Origin of the sequence: Leeuwenhoekiella marinoflava DSM 3653, from assembly GCF_900129005.1 — a bacterium.
Classification (GTDB): Bacteria; Bacteroidota; Bacteroidia; order Flavobacteriales; family Flavobacteriaceae; genus Leeuwenhoekiella; species Leeuwenhoekiella marinoflava.
This window is the reverse complement of sequence record NZ_FQUN01000003.1, coordinates 202,591-221,960: the sequence shown is the minus strand read 5'-3', so window position 1 is coordinate 221,960 and position 19,370 is coordinate 202,591. Positions and strand designations below refer to the sequence as shown.

Annotated in this window: 15 protein-coding genes and 1 tRNA gene; 5 read left to right on the top strand and 11 right to left on the bottom strand. The window is 37.5% G+C overall.

The window, feature by feature from the left end:
- Window positions 1–3: 3 nt before the first annotated feature.
- The 4 genes from BUB91_RS01035 to BUB91_RS01020 all read right to left on the bottom strand — a co-directional run bounded on the left by BUB91_RS01035 (window position 4) and on the right by BUB91_RS01020 (window position 7,175).
- The gene (locus BUB91_RS01035; RefSeq protein WP_073095913.1) at window positions 4–1,488 is read right to left on the bottom strand and encodes a glycoside hydrolase family 30 protein; all 1,485 of its coding nucleotides are present in this window, start codon (window positions 1,486–1,488) and stop codon (window positions 4–6) included.
- A 162-nt stretch (window positions 1,489–1,650) separates the two neighbouring features.
- Window positions 1,651–2,517 carry a hypothetical protein gene (locus BUB91_RS01030; RefSeq protein ID WP_073095912.1) on the bottom strand — a complete coding sequence of 289 codons (867 nt, stop codon included), beginning with the start codon at window positions 2,515–2,517 and terminating at the stop codon, window positions 1,651–1,653.
- A 16-nt stretch (window positions 2,518–2,533) separates the two neighbouring features.
- Window positions 2,534–4,048 carry a RagB/SusD family nutrient uptake outer membrane protein gene (locus BUB91_RS01025; protein ID WP_073095910.1) on the bottom strand — a complete coding sequence of 505 codons (1,515 nt, stop codon included), beginning with the start codon at window positions 4,046–4,048 and terminating at the stop codon, window positions 2,534–2,536.
- Window positions 4,049–4,058: 10 nt separating this feature from the next.
- Complete coding sequence (locus tag BUB91_RS01020; protein ID WP_073096375.1) at window positions 4,059–7,175, bottom strand: SusC/RagA family TonB-linked outer membrane protein; 3,117 nt, start codon at window positions 7,173–7,175, stop codon at window positions 4,059–4,061.
- A gap of 278 nt (window positions 7,176–7,453) precedes the next feature.
- Between BUB91_RS01020 and BUB91_RS01015 the strand changes: the two genes are divergently transcribed.
- Complete coding sequence (locus BUB91_RS01015) at window positions 7,454–10,369, top strand: helix-turn-helix and ligand-binding sensor domain-containing protein (protein WP_083557797.1); 2,916 nt, start codon at window positions 7,454–7,456, stop codon at window positions 10,367–10,369.
- A 95-nt stretch (window positions 10,370–10,464) separates the two neighbouring features.
- Here the strand turns inward: BUB91_RS01015 and BUB91_RS01010 are convergent, their stop codons facing one another.
- From BUB91_RS01010 to BUB91_RS00990, 5 genes are all read right to left on the bottom strand, one after another.
- A complete protein-coding gene (locus BUB91_RS01010) occupies window positions 10,465–11,829 on the bottom strand; it encodes a Gfo/Idh/MocA family oxidoreductase (protein ID WP_073095906.1) in 1,365 nt (454 codons plus the stop codon).
- Window positions 11,830–11,839: 10 nt separating this feature from the next.
- A complete protein-coding gene (locus BUB91_RS01005) occupies window positions 11,840–12,952 on the bottom strand; it encodes a phosphotransferase enzyme family protein (RefSeq protein ID WP_073095904.1) in 1,113 nt (370 codons plus the stop codon).
- Complete coding sequence (locus tag BUB91_RS01000) at window positions 12,943–13,869, bottom strand: nucleotidyltransferase family protein (RefSeq protein ID WP_073095901.1); 927 nt, start codon at window positions 13,867–13,869, stop codon at window positions 12,943–12,945. Before BUB91_RS01000 ends, BUB91_RS01005 begins: the two co-directional genes overlap by 10 nt.
- An 8-nt stretch (window positions 13,870–13,877) precedes the next feature.
- Window positions 13,878–14,537 carry a sugar-binding protein gene (locus tag BUB91_RS00995; RefSeq protein WP_083557796.1) on the bottom strand — a complete coding sequence of 220 codons (660 nt, stop codon included), beginning with the start codon at window positions 14,535–14,537 and terminating at the stop codon, window positions 13,878–13,880.
- Window positions 14,538–14,641: 104 nt separating this feature from the next.
- Window positions 14,642–14,715: transfer RNA gene (locus BUB91_RS00990), tRNA-Ala, on the bottom strand.
- Between the two features lie 117 nt (window positions 14,716–14,832).
- On the opposite strand from BUB91_RS00990, the gene BUB91_RS00985 reads away from it, so the two are divergent.
- Window positions 14,833–15,336 (top strand): GNAT family N-acetyltransferase, encoded by a 504-nt coding sequence (locus tag BUB91_RS00985; RefSeq protein WP_073095898.1) that lies wholly within the window; start codon window positions 14,833–14,835, stop codon window positions 15,334–15,336.
- 42 nt (window positions 15,337–15,378) lie between these two features.
- Window positions 15,379–16,713 carry an MATE family efflux transporter gene (locus BUB91_RS00980; protein WP_073095896.1) on the top strand — a complete coding sequence of 445 codons (1,335 nt, stop codon included), beginning with the start codon at window positions 15,379–15,381 and terminating at the stop codon, window positions 16,711–16,713.
- A gap of 15 nt (window positions 16,714–16,728) precedes the next feature.
- On the opposite strand, the gene BUB91_RS00975 is transcribed toward BUB91_RS00980, so the two are convergent.
- Window positions 16,729–17,376: a 2OG-Fe(II) oxygenase gene (locus BUB91_RS00975; RefSeq protein WP_073095894.1), complete on the bottom strand. Its 648-nt coding sequence runs from the start codon at window positions 17,374–17,376 to the stop codon at window positions 16,729–16,731.
- 373 nt (window positions 17,377–17,749) lie between these two features.
- Here BUB91_RS00975 and BUB91_RS00970 point away from each other — a divergent pair, with 373 nt between their 5' ends.
- Together BUB91_RS00970 and BUB91_RS00965 are read left to right on the top strand one after the other, a co-directional pair.
- Entirely contained in the window at window positions 17,750–18,205 is a 456-nt protein-coding gene (locus BUB91_RS00970; protein ID WP_073095892.1) for a 6-pyruvoyl trahydropterin synthase family protein, read from the top strand.
- 33 nt (window positions 18,206–18,238) lie between these two features.
- On the top strand, window positions 18,239–19,018 hold the full coding sequence (locus tag BUB91_RS00965; RefSeq protein WP_073095890.1) for a UDP-2,3-diacylglucosamine diphosphatase: 780 nt from the start codon (window positions 18,239–18,241) through the stop codon (window positions 19,016–19,018).
- On the opposite strand, the gene BUB91_RS00960 is transcribed toward BUB91_RS00965, so the two are convergent.
- Window positions 19,015–19,362: a hypothetical protein gene (locus BUB91_RS00960; RefSeq protein WP_073095888.1), complete on the bottom strand. Its 348-nt coding sequence runs from the start codon at window positions 19,360–19,362 to the stop codon at window positions 19,015–19,017. The genes BUB91_RS00965 and BUB91_RS00960 overlap by 4 nt on opposite strands.
- Window positions 19,363–19,370 lie beyond the last annotated feature (8 nt).

Here is a 19,370-nt window from a genome sequence, read left to right as displayed (position 1 = left end):
ATTTTACTCCCAAATAAAAGTACCTACCGCTCCTGCATCTAAAGAAGTGACTACCCATTTACCTTTATATTTTATATTGAATGGAAGGTTAGTAGAACCGTCATTTTCAACAATAAGTACTTTTTTGCCTTTAGGGGTTAGAAAAGCAACATTATGTAAATCACCTTTGATAGCACTATCTATACGCACCGATCCCGCAGGTACAAATTTTGATGCTTGAGCTACAATGTAGTAGCCAACATTTCGGGTAACCGTAGATCCATTTAGGGTTAATGCTCCTTTACACACTGTGCATCCACCATCTGTATGCGGGCCAAATCCAGAATCGTTAGCTAAATTCCACTCCAGAGCATTTTTACTCCAGTTGCGCATAGAGCCAATGATTACATTTTTTAAATGCCATTTTAAAGTTCCGCCAAAATCATCCTGAGAAGAATTGTACTGCTCTGTGAAATACACATTTTTATCAGGAAAAGCATTGTGCACTGTACTCAAAGCTGCGATATCCCCTGCATAAAGGTGAAAGGCAGATCCATCTACAAACGCATTAGCAGTTGCGTCATTTAAGATTGAAATGGGATACTGTGGATTATCGCAATTATGATCATATACCACTATTTTTGTAGGTATTGAAGCTGCAGACAATGCTGGTCCTAGATTGTTTTTTATAAAATTTGCTTGCTCAACAGCAGACATTTCCATACTAGGATTATTACCCCCATGTAAAGGTTCGTTTTGAGGGGTAAGCGCATCTATGATTATCCCTTCCGCTTGCATAGCATTTAAGTATTTTATCCAGTAACTTGCATATACCTCATAATATTCCGGCTTTAAACTTCCGCCTACAAAGCTGTCGTTATCTTTCATCCAAACAGGTGCCGTCCACGGGGAGGCCATAATTTTAATTTCCGGATTAATGACTCGTATTTCTTTTAGCAAATCAATAACTTCACGATCTTTTTCTATACTGAATTCTGAAAGATCTTCATCCGTTTCACCCCTAGGCATATCGTTGTAAGTAAATGGAGCTTCATTAAGATCTGAAGCACCTACACTTATTCTCAAGTAACTGATGCTAATATCATTTGTACCTGTACCAAAAAGCTCTTGAAGCAAATCTTGCTTTTTATCAGCTGGTAATGCATTAATAACCTGAGCACTCCCGCCGGTTAATGAAAACCCAAAACCATCAACCGTCTGATAGGTTTTAGATTCATCTACCTCTATATTTGTATAGCCATTAGGACTAGAGCCAAAACTTAAATTACCTGATTGTTTAGCCAACTCTGCACTGCGATCACCTTTAGTCAACCAGAAATCCATATCATTTGTAGATCCTGAAGGTTCTGAAGGTGTCGAGGGGCTCTCCGGATTTTCAGGGGTTTCCGTTAGCTCTTCATCTGTAGAAGAAGAGGAGCAACTTAACAGAAATGCAAGTATTAGCATTAAATAAATAAGTGTATGAGATAATTTATTATTTGTTTTCATTTTCTGTAATTTTTTATAGAGTAAACTACCTCGGGGCAAGCCTACGAGGCATTCGTTAGAAACAAATTTTCAATTTCGAGGTAAGCCTCGGGGTATTAAACCCTTTGGCGGTGCCAATAAAAAAAGCAGTATTGGATAAATACCCAATACTGCATAATTTGACTAATTCGCACTTCCTCTAAACTCAATATTGGTTACAGAAATACCGGTAGAACCCAAGTTTTCTCCACCACTTTTTATAACTAAGTAAACAGTGCCGGACTGCTCAAAGCTCACGGTGTTGCCAGAACCTACACAGCCTACATTAGACAGTTTTCCTTCAAAAGCTCCGTTAGCACAACCGTCCCAGGTGCTTAGACCCATTCTGCGACCCTCTGCGGTATAATCTTGATTTTGTACGGGTTGTACCTGAGAAACATAAACTTCAAACCAGGTGTTTGTAGCACCGCTTCCAAAGACTTTCATATCTACAGTATATTCTTTATTAGCTTCAACTTCTATAGGCTGAAATAAACCTTGCTGATTGTACCCGGAACCCACCACATTTGCACTCCCTTCATTAAAGGTCCAGTATGTGCCTGAGTCACTAATTTGTAAGATGCTCCATTCATCGTGATCTGCCTGATTTTTAAAACCTCCACCTTTTATTAGGTTTCCTGCAACAGGATCAGAAGTTGCAACCGTTACATCTTGAGAGGTTTCGTTTATAATTCCACCACGGCCATAAGCCTGATGTGTTATAGTATAGGTGCCTGCGTCTGGTAAGAATATTTCTTCTGAAAATGAACCTCTATAAAAGCCATCTCCGGTATTCCAAAGTGATTTTAAAACATTATCCCGATTTGCATCTAATACAAAACGGTTAGGTTCACCACTTACAGCTTCTATCGTAAATGAAGCGTCTACATTAGGATCGCTAAGACCATTACCATCTGTAACTTCATCTGGCTGGCAAGCTGTTAAGCCAAGGAAAGCAACAAAAAGACTTGCAAAGCCAATATATTTTGATTTTATAGTTTGTGATGTCATATCTAAAACGCTTGGATTAATAATTAGGATTCTGAACGATTAATGTATTTTCTAATTCATTAAGTGGAATAGGTAAAATTTCATTTTTACCCGCAGTGAACCCACGGTCTGCCAGAACAGATGCCGCTCTACCTGTACGAACCAGATCAAACCAACGGTGACCTTCTCCTGCCAGTTCACGTCTGCGCTCTAGCATAATATTATCCATAGAAACAGGAACCGCAGCCAGACCTACGCGCGCACGAACAGCATCTAATAAGGCTTGCGCACGGGCACCCGAAGCACCCAGAGCTTCCGCTTCCATTAAATAGGTATCAGCAAGACGTATGATGTATACGTTTTGTCTGTAGTTAAGTTCTACATTTCCGCCACCTGTAGATTTATCTGCATTAAGTGGCATAAATTTTTTAAGGAAGTAACCGGTGTCTTTATTACCCGGTGTATAGGTAGCTTCTCCCGCAGCTTCTAATGCTTTTAAATCTGCAATTGTAGCATCAAATCTGGGATCACCATTTAAAACATCATATAGACCTTGAGTTACAGTATTAAAACTCCATCCCCCTGCATAGTCAGGAGCAGAAGAACCTGCAGTAACAGAGTATCCTCGAGGACCTACCATTTGGTTTACCGTATTTCCTTCATTTTGACCACCACCCCAAATGTCATAATTAACATTGGCAAGGCTAGTCGCTGCAAGTTCAAGTATAGATTCTGAATTAAACGCATTGTCAAGGCTGAATAAATCAGCAAAATTATCTACTAATTGATAACCATATTTACTCGTTCCACCAGGAGTACCATTTACTTCAGCTAATTGTTGTGCAGCCAGCTGATTTTTGCCTTCATACAGATATACTTTTCCTAATAAAGCCTGAACGCTACCCTGTGTCAAACGCCCTGCTTCATTTTCTAAATCTGTGATGCGTGCTGGTAAGTCAGGTAATGCTTCTGTTAAATCAGTCTCAATTTGAGCATATACATCCTCAGGTGCTGCTTGCTCTACATTGTAAATTTCACTGGTTAAAATGGGTTCCGTAAACAAAGGCACATTTCTAAATAATCTAACCAATTCAAAATAGTAGTATGCCCTTAGTGCCTTTGCCTCTGCTGTAAACCGTGTACGCAAAGCATCATCCATGGGTACATCAGGTAACTTTTGCAGTAATATATTTGTTCTAAAGACACCTTGAAAATAATCATTCCAGAAACTCCCCGGAATAGTTGAAGCATCTATACTGTAATTAGAAAAAGATTGAATGCCAATACCGTCTGAAGGACCTCCTCCACCGGCAAAATGATCATCAGAGCCAGCATTCATCATGGTGATCATATTTTCGAAACTTTTTGACTGCTTACCTATAATATCATAGGCGGCGATTAAGCCAGAATAGGCCTCGCTTTCATTGGAATAATAGCTATCTACCAATGGCTGCCCTAATGGATCCAGCTCTATATATTCTTTAGAACATGAAAGCAAAGATGCTGCCATAAAAAGTCCGACAGCCGGATAAAAAATTGTTTTTAGTTTCATAACTCTAGTTTTAAAATTGAATATTAACACCTACAAGACCCGTCATAGCTTGTGGGTAAAAGCCTCTGTCTATTCCAAAAATTCCTCCACCTATCTCAGGATCAAAACCAGTATATTTTGTGAACGTGAATAAATTTTCTCCTGTTAAGTAAACTCTCAGACGAGTAAGGCCTATGTCATCAATAACATTTTTGTTAAGAGAATAGCCTAATTGAACCGTTTTGATTCTCAAATAATCTCCCTTTTCTAAATAAAAATCAGAAGGGTTGGTGAAATTGTTATTGCTATCAACATTGCTTAAACGAGGAAAGGTATTAGAAGTTCCTTCCCCGGTCCATCTATTTAATGCTTCGGTCTGATAATTAGCGTTACTGATGTCAAGACGTCTTAGACCCTGAAAAATTTTATTCCCTGCAGCTCCCTGAGAAAACACCAATAAATCAAAGTTTTTATAATCCAGATTAAGCGTTAAACCAAAAGTATATTTTGGAATGGAGCTTCCTAAGAACTTTCGGTCATCAGAAGTTATAGAACCGTCATCATCAATGTCTTCATATCTAAAATCTCCAGGAACAGCATTAGGCTGAATAACCACACCTTCAGAATTTACATACGAATCGATCTCTTGCTGATTTTGAAAAACCCCGCGGGTCTGGAAACCAAAAAATGAATTATATGCTTCTCCTACGGCTGTTCGGGTAATGGGATAGGTACTAGACTGAAAACCGGCACCTCCAGATAAAAAATCGATGTTATTACCCAAGAATACTACCTCATTCTCTAAGTAAGAAAGGTTTCCGCTAAGCGATACATTCAACTCACCAAAGGTTTTAGAATACCCCAATTCTATATCATAACCTCTATTTACCATATCTGCAACATTTGCTGCAGGACTGCCTGTTGCTCCTACATAACCGGGTAAACGAACATCTTGTAATATACCTACTGTCTTTTTATTGTAAAAGTCAACGGTCAATGTCAGATTATTAAAGAGTCGTGCATCAAAACCAATGTTACTCTGTCTGGTTTCTTCCCATTTTAAATCGGGGTTAGCAGGTGCATTAGGACTGTTACCTATAACTACTGCAGATACGTTACCAAAGGTATAATTTCGACCTGCACCTATTGTTGAAAGATATCTAAAATCTCCAATTGCATCACTACCTACAACTCCGTAACCACCTCTTAATTTAAACTGATTAAGTACATCATTTTCTTTCCAGAAAGCTTCTTTTAAAGGGTTCCAACCTAATGAAAAGGAAGGAAAAAACCCGTATTTATTGTTTGAACCAAAACGAGAAGACCCATCACGACGTACTATACCTGTAAACAGGTACTTTTCCTTATAATTATAGCTAAGTCTGGAGAATAAAGAAGTTACTCGATGCTCTATGCCTATATAGGCACTCGCAATTATCTGATCATCGGGAACCTGAATAAAAGCCGCATCTTCTCTGCTGTTAACTGGTATATCATTATAGGTAACCGTTTCACCTTTTGTATCATTTTCAGAATAAGAACCCTGGCCTAACAAAATCGTGAAGTCATGGTCTCCCAACTGTTTTGTATAAGATAAAGTATTTTCAATATTCCAACCAAAACCTCTATTTGTTGATCTTGAAATATTGTTTTGAGATACTACCGAAGAGGTATTTAAAAATGAAACCGGTGTGAAACTCTCAGAACCGTAGTAGGCTAATTTTCCACCTAAAGTACTTCTAAGATTTAATCCCTCAAGTAATTCAAGATTCACATACACATTACCTACAAAGTTATCTGACCAATTATAATTACCTAAACGGGTTTGTATATAAGCTAGTGGATTTGCCATCTCCTGAATAACAAGATTTGAAATTCCGTATGGATTTCCGTTAGGATCTCTTACTACACCAGGGTTAGTGTATAAACCAGAATTTGCAACTGCAGGATCTGTAATCACCAAAGGAGTTGTAGGATCAAGATTTATGGCAGAACTTAAAGGTCCACCAAACTCACTATTTGTATTCCCTATACCTATACTTTTTTCATTAGAATAGCCTATCGTTTCACCAACAGTGATAAAATCATTGATATGATGAGTAGAGTTCAAACGTATATTCTGTCTTTTGTAATTTGAAATGTCTTTGGCAACAATACCTTGCTGATCAAAATATCCAAATGACATATAGAAAGTTGACACTTCGTTACCGCCACTCAGACTAACCTCGTGGTTTTCTTTTTTAGCACTCGAGTTAAAAATCACATCCTGCCAGTCAGTTCCTTGACCTAAACCCTGTGGGTCAGGAAATGGTAAAGAAAAATCTTGAGGTGAACCTGCATAGTCATTAGCATATTTTTCATTAAACAAGGTCGCATATTCAGTAGCATTTAGCAGATCAAGTTTTCTGGCAGGGCCAGATAATCCCGTATAACCGTTATAGCTAACAGTCAGTTTTCCCAGCTTTCCTTTTTTAGTAGTTACAAGAACAACACCGGCGGCAGCTCGTGCTCCATAAATGGCTTGAGAAGCAGCATCTTTTAATACTTCTATAGATTCGATGTCAGACTGGTTTAGATAACCTATACCACCTGCATCTACTATGACACCATCTACTACCCAAAGAGGTTCATTATTACCAAAACTAGTAATACCGCGCACACGTATTGTAGATGAAGAACCAGGTTGACCTGAGTTTGCAGCAATTGTAATACCAGAAGTTCTACCCTGTAAGGACTGCTCAATACGGTTATTGGGCAAATTTTCTAGCTCACTAGCCTTAACACTGGAAATAGAGCCGGTAACCACACTTTTTTTCTGGGTTCCATAACCTACGACGACAACTTCATCAAGTGCAGCAGAATCTTCTTCTAAAGTAATTTCAATAGCAGTTTGCTGCCCTACTGATAGTTCTACAGATTTAAAACCTACATATGATACAATAAGTATATCTTGAGGCGTGGCTTCAACAGTGAAATTACCGTCAAAATCTGTCTGTGTTCCCTGACTTGTTCCTTTAACTAGAATATTTGCCCCGGGTAAAGGCATTGCATTAGCATCTAGTACAGTACCGGTAATTGTATTTACTTGCGCACTCATGGAGCAAACTGCAAATAAAAACAGTACCAAAAAGTAGTTTTTAATTCTCATTCGATTAAAATATTTGTTTGTTAAACAACTAAGACGAGAATTTTCCATTATCATATTCTTAATAACATGTACAACGAAAACGTTTTCTTGTCATAATTATGTAGCTCAAAATTATAATCTAATAATGCGGTACTTAAAAAAATCACTACACTTGCATTACGCCATAATGTTAAACAGATACGTCAGGCATACTTCAAATAATTTTTTACAACTGAAAATCAAATACTTGACAAATTAATAAAATATTAAATTTGTTAAGAGAACTCAAAATAGCCTTCATGCAAAACTATTTACTCCTAAAAAATTCATTTCATCTGAAGATTGTCATACTACTAATGCTATTCTATTTTGAAAGTTCTGCTCAAAAAAATGAATCTTTTGAAAAGATAATACCCAAAATCACCCACTATACGCGTAATGATTTTGAGGCTGATGGACAATTCTGGGTCATGACAGAAGGTGAAGAGGGAATTCTATATTTTGGTAATAATGACGGTATTTTAATTTATGATGGAGAGCGCTGGCAAAAAGTGGCTTTACCCAATCACTCTACAGTGAGAAGCCTTATAAAAGATGAAAACAATGTAATTCACGCAGGTGGATATAATGAAATAGGAATTGTAAAAAAAAAATGGAATGGAACCTATTATTACCACTCCCAAAATGAAGAACTAGAAATAGAATCTGAAAATCTTGAGAATTTTTGGCAGGTTCATGACTTTAAAAACACGATCATTTACAGATCATTTAGCGAACTCACTGTTCTTTCTAATAAGAATACTTCACACATAAAAGCTAATGCAAATTTTTTACACTCAGGTATAGTAAATGGTCATTTTTACGTTCAGGATCAAAACACCGGAATCTTTGAATTTGATCCGGAAAGCTTCAGTCTTCAGAAGCAGTTTGATACTTCAATAATCAATAGCAGTATCGTTGCCTTTCTACCTTCTCAAAATATAGAGGAGGTATTGATTGTTACTAAATCTGGTGAACTCTTTCTAGCAAACCGATCTACGCACCAACTTCAATTTTTAAAAAGTCTATTCCGCAAAGAAGAACAAGAACAAATAATAACCGCCGTCTATTTTAACGGAAATTATCTTCTGGGTACTTTATCTAGTAAAATTTTGAAACTAAACAGAGCCCTTGAGATAGACCCTGGTCATTCAACCTTTGATAAACTAAGCAACTCTACAGTTCTGGCTATCTATCCTCAAGAAAAAAATAACCGCATCTGGGCCTTGATGAATAATGGGATAGACTTGGTAGAATTTGATTCACCGGTATCACAACTCTTTGACAACTCTTCTATTGCAGACATTTATATTTATGAAGACATCTTATATCTGGCTACAAACACCGGTGTTTATTATACTCCTTTTAACTCTGAAGATTTCTCAATTAAAGATTTGAGATTCAAAAAAATTCCCGATCTGGAGGGGCAAGCCTGGTCTGTCACACAGCAAAATGGGGATGTGCTTATAGGTCACGACAAAGGTCTTTTTCGTTTAAATAACTTTCAACCAGAGCGTATAGGAAGTACAAATGGGATCTGGAAAATAATTCCTCTCAAAGGTTATACAAATCAATTTCTAGCCGCAGGGTACTCCGGCTTATATCCGCTAAAATATGAAAGCGAATGGCAACTTGAGGAGAAAATTAAAGGTTTTGATGAGTCTAGCCGTGACGTTTTGCAAATAGGCTCTACAAACAGTTTATGGATTTGTCATGGTTACAAAGGTGTCTATAAGCTCAAGCTAGATGATCGCTTAGACCGCGTATACGCTCTAGAACATTATACAGATCAAAATGGACTTCAATCTTCATTCAACGTAAATGTGGCTCTATATAATGATGCTATTGTGTTTACGACAAATACCGGTATTTATACTTTTGACGATGAGACTTCAAAATTCACAGCCTATACACCTTTAAATAAAGTATTAAACCCCAAATTAAATACGCGTAAACTTTTACAACAAGATTCAAGAGTATGGTTTGTACAGGATGATGAAGTAGGATATTTTGAAACCGAAAAACAAGGTAGTGAACTGCGAAAAAACCTTTTTCTAAACCTTAAAGGAAATTTAAATAGAGGTATGGAAAGTATCTTACCTCTGAATAATCAACAGGTTTTAATAGGAGCTACAAATGGTGTTTTTTTATACAATCTTGAAGAAAAGGCTGCTCAATCTGCAAAAACTAAAATCACGGGGGTTTATGTTCAAGGAAAAAAACAAATCTCAACCTCTATAAATTTAGAAAATAATGAGCAATTACCTAATGCTGTAGATGTCTTACGATTTGAATTCGCTGCCCCAGGTTTGACCCCTTCATCTCAAAAAGAATTTCAATATAAATTAGAAGGAGTAGATACAGACTGGTCTGCGTGGACTACAAACCCCTTTAAAGAGTTTACTCATCCTAATGCCGGTAATTACACTTTTAAAGTGCGTGGTCGCAATTATATGGGACAAACAGCAGATGAAACTTCTTTAAGTTTTATCATTCCACACCCGTGGTATCAAACAACTCTAGCTTATATTCTATACATAATAGGCTTGCTTGGCATTACACTTGTAATCGTAAAATTGGTCAATAAAAAAATTGAAAAAGAGCGCCAAAAAGAAAAACTGGCTGCTCATAAATCAAAAAAATTGCTTGAATTAGAGATTGAACAACTTAAACTAGAAAAAGACAAAGCTCGAATTAAAAAACACAAAGAACAGCTGGAAGAGGATAACCTCATAAAAAGTAAAGAGCTTGCAAATTACACGATGTTACTCGTTAAAAAGAAAGAGATTTTTACAGACACTTTTAATGCATTAAAAGATTTTAGAAACTCATTAAAAACTCAAGCTGCTCGTAAAAGACTGCAAGAGGTTTTATTCAACCTCAATCAACATAGAATGGGCGAAGAATACCTAAATGTTTTTGATGTTCATTTTGAAAAAGTGCACGAAAACTTCTTCAATCAACTTAAAGAAATTGACCCGGGCATTACAAAAAGAGAATTACGCTTGTGCGCATTTGTAAAAATGAATCTTACGAATAAAGAGATAGCTCCGCTTCTAAACATCTCTACACGAGGAGTTGAAACTGCCCGATATAGAATACGCAAAAAACTCAATATCAATGATGAAAGTTTTAACGCGTATCTGGAGAATCTAGCAAACGCACAAAGCATTTAATGAAGGTATTCGGAATCTTAAAATAAAAAAACTGACACATCAAAAGCATCAGGTTTTTAAAATTATCAAATAAGTTCACTTCTAAGTTCTTGCAATTATTTACCATATTCATCTTTCATCCAATCATAAGGCTTTCTACCAACCCACTGGCCTCTTGTAAAGTCTGGGAAGTCTTGTGGTTCACCATTGTTTTCTATAGAAGCTTCAGATAACGGAGTAATTGCGCTCCAGGCTGCAGCATCATACGCATCAATAGGAGGAGCTACATTGGCTAAAGCAGATTCTACAAAGGATTTCATCACAAAATAATCCATACCACCGTGACCAGCACCAGTGGCTTCTTCTCCATATTTTTGCCATACCGGGTGATCATATTTTTTAAGCCATTCTTCTGAATCATCCCAACGGTGTGGTTGAGATTTTCCTTCAATGTAAATACGATCTCCATCTTTTTCCCAAAGACCGTTAGCACCCTGAACTCTAAATCCTAAGGAATATGGTCTGGGTAAATTGGTATCGTGCGTTACAATGATGGTTTCACCATTAGCACACTCAATCATAGAAGTGATAACATCTCCCTGCTTGAATTTTACTTTTGCATTGGGATGATCGGCTCCGCCTTTATCTAATACATATTTATGCAAGCCTACAGCTTTAGTAGCATTTGCAGTCATACTCGTAAACCGATTACCCCGATTGATGTCGGCCATTGCTGCAATGGGGCCTACTCCGTGTGTGGGATAGGTATCACCATTACGTAAAACGGAATGCTTGGTTCTCCATTTAGCTTCAGAAAGCCCTTTATCACCAAACTCTACTCCACCGCCGTAAGGTTGTTTGCCATTATTAAATTTTACTTCACGTAAATCGTGTTGATACCCACAGCGGTAATGTAACATTTCGCCAAAAACGTTTTGCCTAACCATATTGAGTACTGCCATTACATCTCTTCTGAAGTTTACGTTCTCCAAGAACATCATATGCGTACCGGTAGCCTCGTGGGTGTTTACCAAGTCCCAGCATTCTTCAATAGTTTGTGAGGCAGAAACCTCAAGACCTGCATAAACCCCTGCTTTCATAGCCGCGACAGCCATTTTAGTATGCCACAGCCAGGGTGTCGCAACCACAACAGCATCAACTTCAGATGAATCCAAAAGGTTTAAATAATCATCTTCATCTTTACCAAAAACCAAAGGCTTTTTTCGACCTGCTTTATTAATTAAATCCAAAGCAATATCAATACGTTTTGGGTCTATATCACAAATTGCAGTGATCTCTGTATCCTTTCTGTGCATAGCGTTAGTGAGGTGATTTGTTCCTCTAAGCCCCACACCTATAAATGCTATTTTTAATTTATCTGCAGCAGGTTTTGAATTAGAAGGAAATACAAGATTAGGAGCTAATGTTAATCCTGCACCCACAACTGCTGATCCCTTGATAAAACTTCTTCTTGAATTCATATTCTGTGATTTAATTAATTGATGATCTGCTGTATTTTTTGCTGATTTTTAGAATCGCTTCATATTGCTCTTCAAAACTTTCTATAAGTTTAAACTGATTCTTAGCCCGGTCTAAGTTGTGCGCATCGTATGAAGTTTTGTAATACACATCTCCCGCCAGATAATCGGTAAGAAATCGCAATCCCATTATAAATATAATCGTTTTTGCGCCTCGTGCTAAATACTGAATTTCCAGATCAGATAGCGAGTCGCGTAATTCTTCTAAAAATCCTTTGAGATACGCCTCGTAGTATACTACATTAAATTTCACCAGACTCAAGTCTTGCTCATCTTCTGCAGCAATATTGCAAATGGTTCTAATAGCATCGCCAAAATCATTATGCACAATACCCGGCATCACCGTATCTGTATCAATCACGCACAAGCCTTTATCGTTTTTATCAAAAAGGGCATTGGAAATTTTGGTGTCGTTATGTGTAACTCGGGTAGGAATTTTACCTTCATCCTTAAGATGCTGTAAAATCACCATTTCTTCTTTTAAGGCTTCTACTCTTAGTCTCTCTGTGGAAGTTTTTCTTATTCGTTCTGCGGAAGCTTTCTGTTTTGCGTGTTTAAACTGTAATAACCTAATCGGTACATTATGAAAATCAGGAATGATCTCTACCAATTCTGAAGCATCAAAATCACGGGTTTGACTTATAAATTTTCCAAATAATTTTCCGCCTTCATAGGCAATCTCCTTATTGGTTACTGTATCGTATGAAATGCTATTGGATATGTAATAAGTTAAATTCCAAAACTGGTCAAATTCGTCTTGGTGATAATAAGCGCCTGTTTTAGTGGGTAAAAAAGTAAGTACGCGTCTGTGTTTTTCTTCGATTGGTAATTCAGGAAGTTTTGAAATCAAATGGGTACTCACTTTGACCTTGTTTGCTATAAGCTCCGGTACATTTTTAAAAACCTCAGCATTGATACGCTGTAAAACAAAATATTGCTGCCCTGTTGTACGAATTAAATAGGTGTCGTTAATATGACCGCTGGAAAATTCTTGTATTTCAGTAAGCGTGCAATAATGATTAAATGCATTAAATACTGTAATTAAATGACTTGTGTTCAATCCCATAATTTCACGGGATATATAGCATCGTCCTTTAATTTTTGAATCGCTTCTTGTACGACGGCTTTGTCTTCTTTGTAAGTAACGCCAAACCATTTTGCTGTCGTGCTCAATACGTTTACGCTTACTTCATCAGAACGCAGCATCTCATTCACTACAGTAGGAATATAAAATTCGGCTTTTAGATTGCCTGTATTTTGCTCGAGAAACTCGTTAAAAAGTTCCCAGCCAAATTCAAAGCATTTAGGTGTAAAACCCCAGAAATTCATGGATACAAAGGTATCAGGATCAATAGGATTTAAAGCACCTTCTTCAGTCTTTACAAAAATTTCATCTCCTTTTTTCTCGATATGCGTGCGTTCGGTAACCTCTTTTAAGAATCCATTTTCAGAAACTGTACATTCCCCGCGTGACACATAACCGTATTCTGAAATTGTATTTTTTAACTGATAAGCAACCATATTAAACTGATACGATTTGGGATCAATAGCTTGGAGAGCAGCAGCCATTTTTATAAAGGAATCTCGTCCGTAAAAGTCATCTGCATTGATAATTGCAAAATTCTCTTTTACAACATCTTTTGTCATCAAAAGGGCGTGACCCGTTCCCCAGGGCTTGGTGCGATTAGGATCAATATATTCTTTGGGCACGCGGTCTAATTCTTGAAAAACATATGCTACAGCTACTTTCCCCAAAAGCTTAGACTCAAAAATGGCTTTAAAGTCTTCTAACAAATGTTCTCGAATTACAAAAACAATCTTAGTAAAACCTGCATGTATGGCATCATAAATCGAAAAATCTAAAATGGTTTCATCTTGTACTGAAAAGGTATCTAATTGTTTTAAACCACCATAACGACTTCCCATCCCGGCAGCAAGTATCACAAGTGTAAGATCTTTAGTGTTTTGTTTATCTATTGACATAAGGGCGTTTAAGATTCAAATCTAAATATCCCAAAAGATTCTGGAATATGAAAGTCTGGCCTAGGGGTTTTAGGATCAACCCAAGTTATCCAGGTTGGATGGTTATAACCGGCATCGTCTGTAGTGTATTTTGCGCGATAGACACCAATTTCCATAAACGTTCCTTCGGAATCTTTCTTGAGTAAATGAAGTTCTTCTAAAGATTTTAGACTGATTTTTCCTGCTACTGAAAAACTATCGCTCAGAACAATAGATTTCACTTCAATCTGATCTTTTGGCCAATTCCAGCTTAGATCAAAATCACGATTAGGCATCGCTTTAAAATCCATAATACGCGGCTTTGTATCTATTTCTAAACAGTAATACGGGCTCATTCTTGAATCCGCTCTCATAAAAAGCTCCACCCGATCAGATTCTGCAATGCTGGCTTTACTGTCATCTTTGAGTTCGGTAAACACAGCTCCATCTTGTACGTTAAAACTAAAATAAAAGTATTCTGAATCGTATAAGGCTCTAAAAGCAATAGGCTTTATGGGTGCTAGATCCCAAGGTGAAACAAAATCTTCTAGCGTGTTTGCAACAGACCATTGTTTAGCATCACATCTCCTGGTAATCGCTAAGGACTGAGAAGCAATATGCTTGACTTTATATTCTAAATTATTCATCATTTTCTTTAATTAAAACAGTGAAATTACCCATTTAGAAATTAAAAATTTCTGAAACAAAAAAAGGGTTTCCAAAGCAAAACTCTGGAAACCCCTGTAAACACTAGTGGAGAAGATGGGATTCGAACCCACGACCTCTTGACTGCCAGTCAAGCACTCTAGCCAACTGAGCTACATCCCCATTTATTAAGGGCGTAAATATAACCAAAATATGCAATAAACTTCTGCTTATTCAATTTTGCTACAGATGCTTTTTCGTTCAGCATAAATACGTGATTTTTGCATAAATCCCATTAAAATGATACGACAAGCCAATCTCGCTGATGTAGATGAAATCTTGCAAGTCACCGCTGCATGTGCAAAGGCTATGATTTCAAAAAATATTCATCAGTGGAACGAGCATTACCCCTCTCGCGCTGCTTTTGAAGAAGATATTAAACGAGACGAATTGTTCGTTTTTACTGAAGAAAAGCACATCATAGGTACTGTGGTGGTTTCAACCTTAAAAGATGAGATTTACGATACCATTACATGGTTGACTCCTGCTGATGCTCACTGCGTATATATACATCGTCTGGCGGTGCACCCTGATTTTCAAGGTCAAGGTATCGCACAACAACTGATGCAGTTTGCAGAAGAATATGCCCGTGATAATGGGTTTGCGTCTGTGCGTCTGGATACGTTTAGTAAAAATGACCGTAACCATATCTTTTATACAAAACGCGGCTATGAAAAGCTTGATCCGGTTTATTTCCCTAAACAAAGCAAGTTTCCTTTTTATTGCTATGAATTGGTTTTATAAATCCTGATTAAGAAACAGTAATTTCACAGCAAGCTCCACTTTATGTCGAAGACCAATCCGCTTTCTTTTAAAAACATCAATCGCTTGGCGGTTCCGGCATTGCTGGCAGGTATCGCAGAACCCATCCTTTCTGCAACAGATGCGGCTGTGGTGGGCAACGTACCTGAGCATGCTACAGAAGTTCTGGCGGCTGTAGGAATTGTAGGTTCGTTTTTATCAGCACTTATTTGGATTTTAGGACAAACACGAAGTGCATTACAGGCTATTATTGCACAATATTATGGTGCAGATAAAATTGATGAAATCAGTACGCTTCCGGCGCAAGCGATCTATTTCAATATTTTACTCAGTGTTATTATTTTGGTCACCACACTTCCATTTATTGAAGCTATTTTTTCGCTATACAATGCTTCAGGATTAATCCTTGACTATTGCGTGCAATACTATTCCATTCGTGTATGGGGGTTTCCGTTAACCTTGTTCACCTTTGCTATTTTTGGAATTTTTAGAGGTTTGCAAAATACCTTTTGGCCTATGGTAGTGGCGATAATAGGTGCCGCTGTGAATATCCTTTTTGATTTTATTTTAGTCTATGGAATTGACGGCTATATCCCCGCAATGCAAATTGAAGGTGCTGCTTATGCCAGCCTGGGCGCTCAGGGGCTTATGGCTGTTTTGTCACTTATTCTGGTTCTTATTAAAACCGATGTAAGCTTGAAGCTTAAATTCCCTATTCATCCGGAATTGTGGCGACTCGTGGGTATGGCGCTTAATCTTTTTGTACGTACCATCGCATTGAATCTCGCCTTATATCTGGCCAATTCTTTTGCTACAGATTATGGTGCATCGTACATTGCCGCACAAACCATTTTGATCAATATCTGGTTATTTTCAGCATTTTTTATTGATGGTTATGCGGCTGCAGGAAACATTTTAGCAGGGCGTTTTCTGGGAGCAAAAGATTATAAAAGTCTCTGGGAACTGAGCAAAAAACTGAGCAAATACAGCCTGATTATAGCAGGCGGACTCATGCTGCTTTCGGCGCTTTTTTATGAACCACTAGGACTGATTTTCAGCAAAGAGCCTGAAGTAATTACACGATTTACCGCACTATTTTTTCTTGTAATATTAATGCAACCGCTCAATGCTTTAGCTTTTATTTTTGATGGTATTTTTAAAGGAATGGGCGAAATGAAATACTTGCGCAACGTATTGATGGCTGCGACCTTTCTAGGTTTTGTACCCGCTATTTTTATTGGTGACTATTTTGGCCTGAAGCTTTACGCCGTATGGATTGCCTTCTCCGTATGGATGCTGGTTCGCAGTGCTGCCTTAATCCTAAATTTCAGAAAACGCTTTAAACCGAAGATCCAGTAATCCTGCTTACTGCAACTACCTTGTCTTCAACCACCCCGTAATACTCAAACGTTCAGAATTTAAAACCGGTTTTACCTCATGCTCCAGAATCTGACTTTCAAAAATTACCACACGTCCCGGTCTGGGTATAATGTCTAAAGCCTGCTCACCGGTTTCATCAGGTAAATAAAGCGTGAGTTCGCCGCCATTAGTAGCTAGCCAACTTGCATCATTTAAGTAACAAACCATAGAAAGTTTACGACGAGAATCGTTTTGAAAAGTATCGAGATGACGCTTATAAAAAGTTCCTTTAGGATAGACTGCATAATGAAATTCTTTCTGCAAAATTCCTAAAAAACATGTACGATTTAAATAAGCAACCAAGTCATTTATCTTAGTGAAAAACAGGCGTTCTTCAGCACGACCTTCAGCTTCATTGATCCATTTGATAAAATCCCCGCGAATGGTTGTATCTATTTCTTCATTAAACTTGTTACCAATTGCTGCCTTCTTAAAACAGTCTGCCTCATAAACCGTCTTAAGGGATTCTCGCAATTCTTCAATCTCTTCAGTGTTAAAAAAGTCATCAACAATAGCATATTTCTGATCTAATAAAGAGGTTATAACCTGTTCATATACGGGATTCTCAACAAAATCTACCTGTTCAAAAAGCTGTGTATTCATGCGCGCAAATAACGTTTAAAAAACCTTGCGAATTTCACAATTTTTAAGCCTTTGATTATTTTCTAGGTACGCCGAATATACTTTGTTACTTTTGCCTAATTAAACCACATTTGAGGAATGGAAATTTTAGAGTTTTTAAGCGGTACGGGAATCTATCTGATTTTTGCAATTGCGCTTATCGTTGTTGTACTCGTTAGAAAATTTAAAAAATGACAGAAATATTCTGCACACTCGTTTTAGACAAAGAAAAGGGCGGCAAGTTCTATGAACTGGGATATTTTATAGGGAGTAATTTATTTTATATTTTACTCGTTCTTGTTTTAATAATAGCAGCTATTTATGTCTTTAAGGCATTTCGTAAAAACAGATTTAGATGAGCAATATTCGTATTACCAAGCAGTTTTCTTTTGAAACTGGTCACGCGCTTTACGGCTATGATGGAAAGTGTCGCAACGTTCACGGGCACAGTTATAAACTTTCAGTTACCGTAATTGGAACTCCTATTTCTGATAGCGAAAACGTCAAGTTTGGGATGGTAATAGACTTTGGTGATCTCAAGAAAATTGTAAAAGATGAGATTGTAGATGTTTTTGATCACGCGACTGTTTTCAACAAAAACACACCGCACGTTGAATTGGCAAAAGAACTGTCTGACCGTGGGCATAATGTACTTCTTGTAGATTATCAACCTACCAGCGAAATGATGGTGATAGATTTTGCTGAAAAAATTCAAAAACACTTACCTCAAAATATTAAACTGTTTTCTTTAAAACTACAGGAAACAGACAGCAGCTTTGCTGAGTGGTACGCTTCAGACAACACAAACTAAAAGGATAAAAGGGATTTAGCCTAAATTTACAGCATGAAGCAACCGGTAGTTCAACTCACTATTCCTCAAGGTAAAAAGGTCTATTTTTCTAGTGACAACCATTTGGGAGCTCCTGATGCCGCGGCGAGTAAACCTCGTGAAAAAAAGTTTGTTTCCTGGTTAAATACTATAGAAAAGGATGCTGCTGCTATCTTTTTATTGGGAGATCTTTTTGATTTTTGGTTTGAATATAAAACCGTTGTACCAAAAGGTTTTGTGCGTGTTTTAGGCAAATTAGCCCAACTGCGCGATTCCGGTATTCCTATCTTTTTTTTTGTGGGTAATCACGATTTATGGATGAATGATTACTTTAAAACCGAACTCGACATCCCCGTTTATCACAGTCCACAGCTTTTTGAATTCAATGCTAAGCGCTTTTTTATAGGTCACGGTGACGGTCTGGGTCCCGGAGACAAAGGCTATAAACGCATGAAAAAAGTGTTTACCTCCCCGTTTTTTCAGTGGTTGTTTAGATGGATGCATCCTGATATTGGCGTGCGTGTGGCGCAGCATCTTTCGGTAAAAAATAAGTTAATTAGTGGTGATGACGATCAGCAATTCTTAGGAGAAGAAAATGAGTGGCTTGCGACTTACGCAAAGCGGAAGTTAGAAACCGCGCACTACGATTATTTTATTTTTGGCCACAGACACCTGCCGATGACTATTGAAGTGGGTAAAAATGCAACCTATTACAATCTGGGCGACTGGATCAATTTCTATACCTACGGTGTTTTTGATGGAAGTAAATTTGAACTAAAAACCTTTGAAGATTAGTTAAGTGCCGTTTGCATAAAGGCCTGCATTTCCATTCTTAAAATAGTCTGATCCAAAAGATCTTGTATTTCATAAACCTCTTGACGGCTCACTGCAAGGTCTACATCATTTAACGGAGTTTTGAGTAACAGAGACCTGCAATCGCGAGGCGCAGGACAATCTTTACACGTCTGTTGTACCAAGGTTTCTTCACTTAAATACGCAAATTTTTTGAGCTGATCTAAGGTAAAATAAAAACCCATATCCCTAAAAATAACCTGAGCTTTTAAAGTACCCTGTTTTGAAGTTTTCCAGTAAAAAGCAATTCCACTTTCATTGCGATAGATGATATCAATGTTTTTCATAGCTGCCG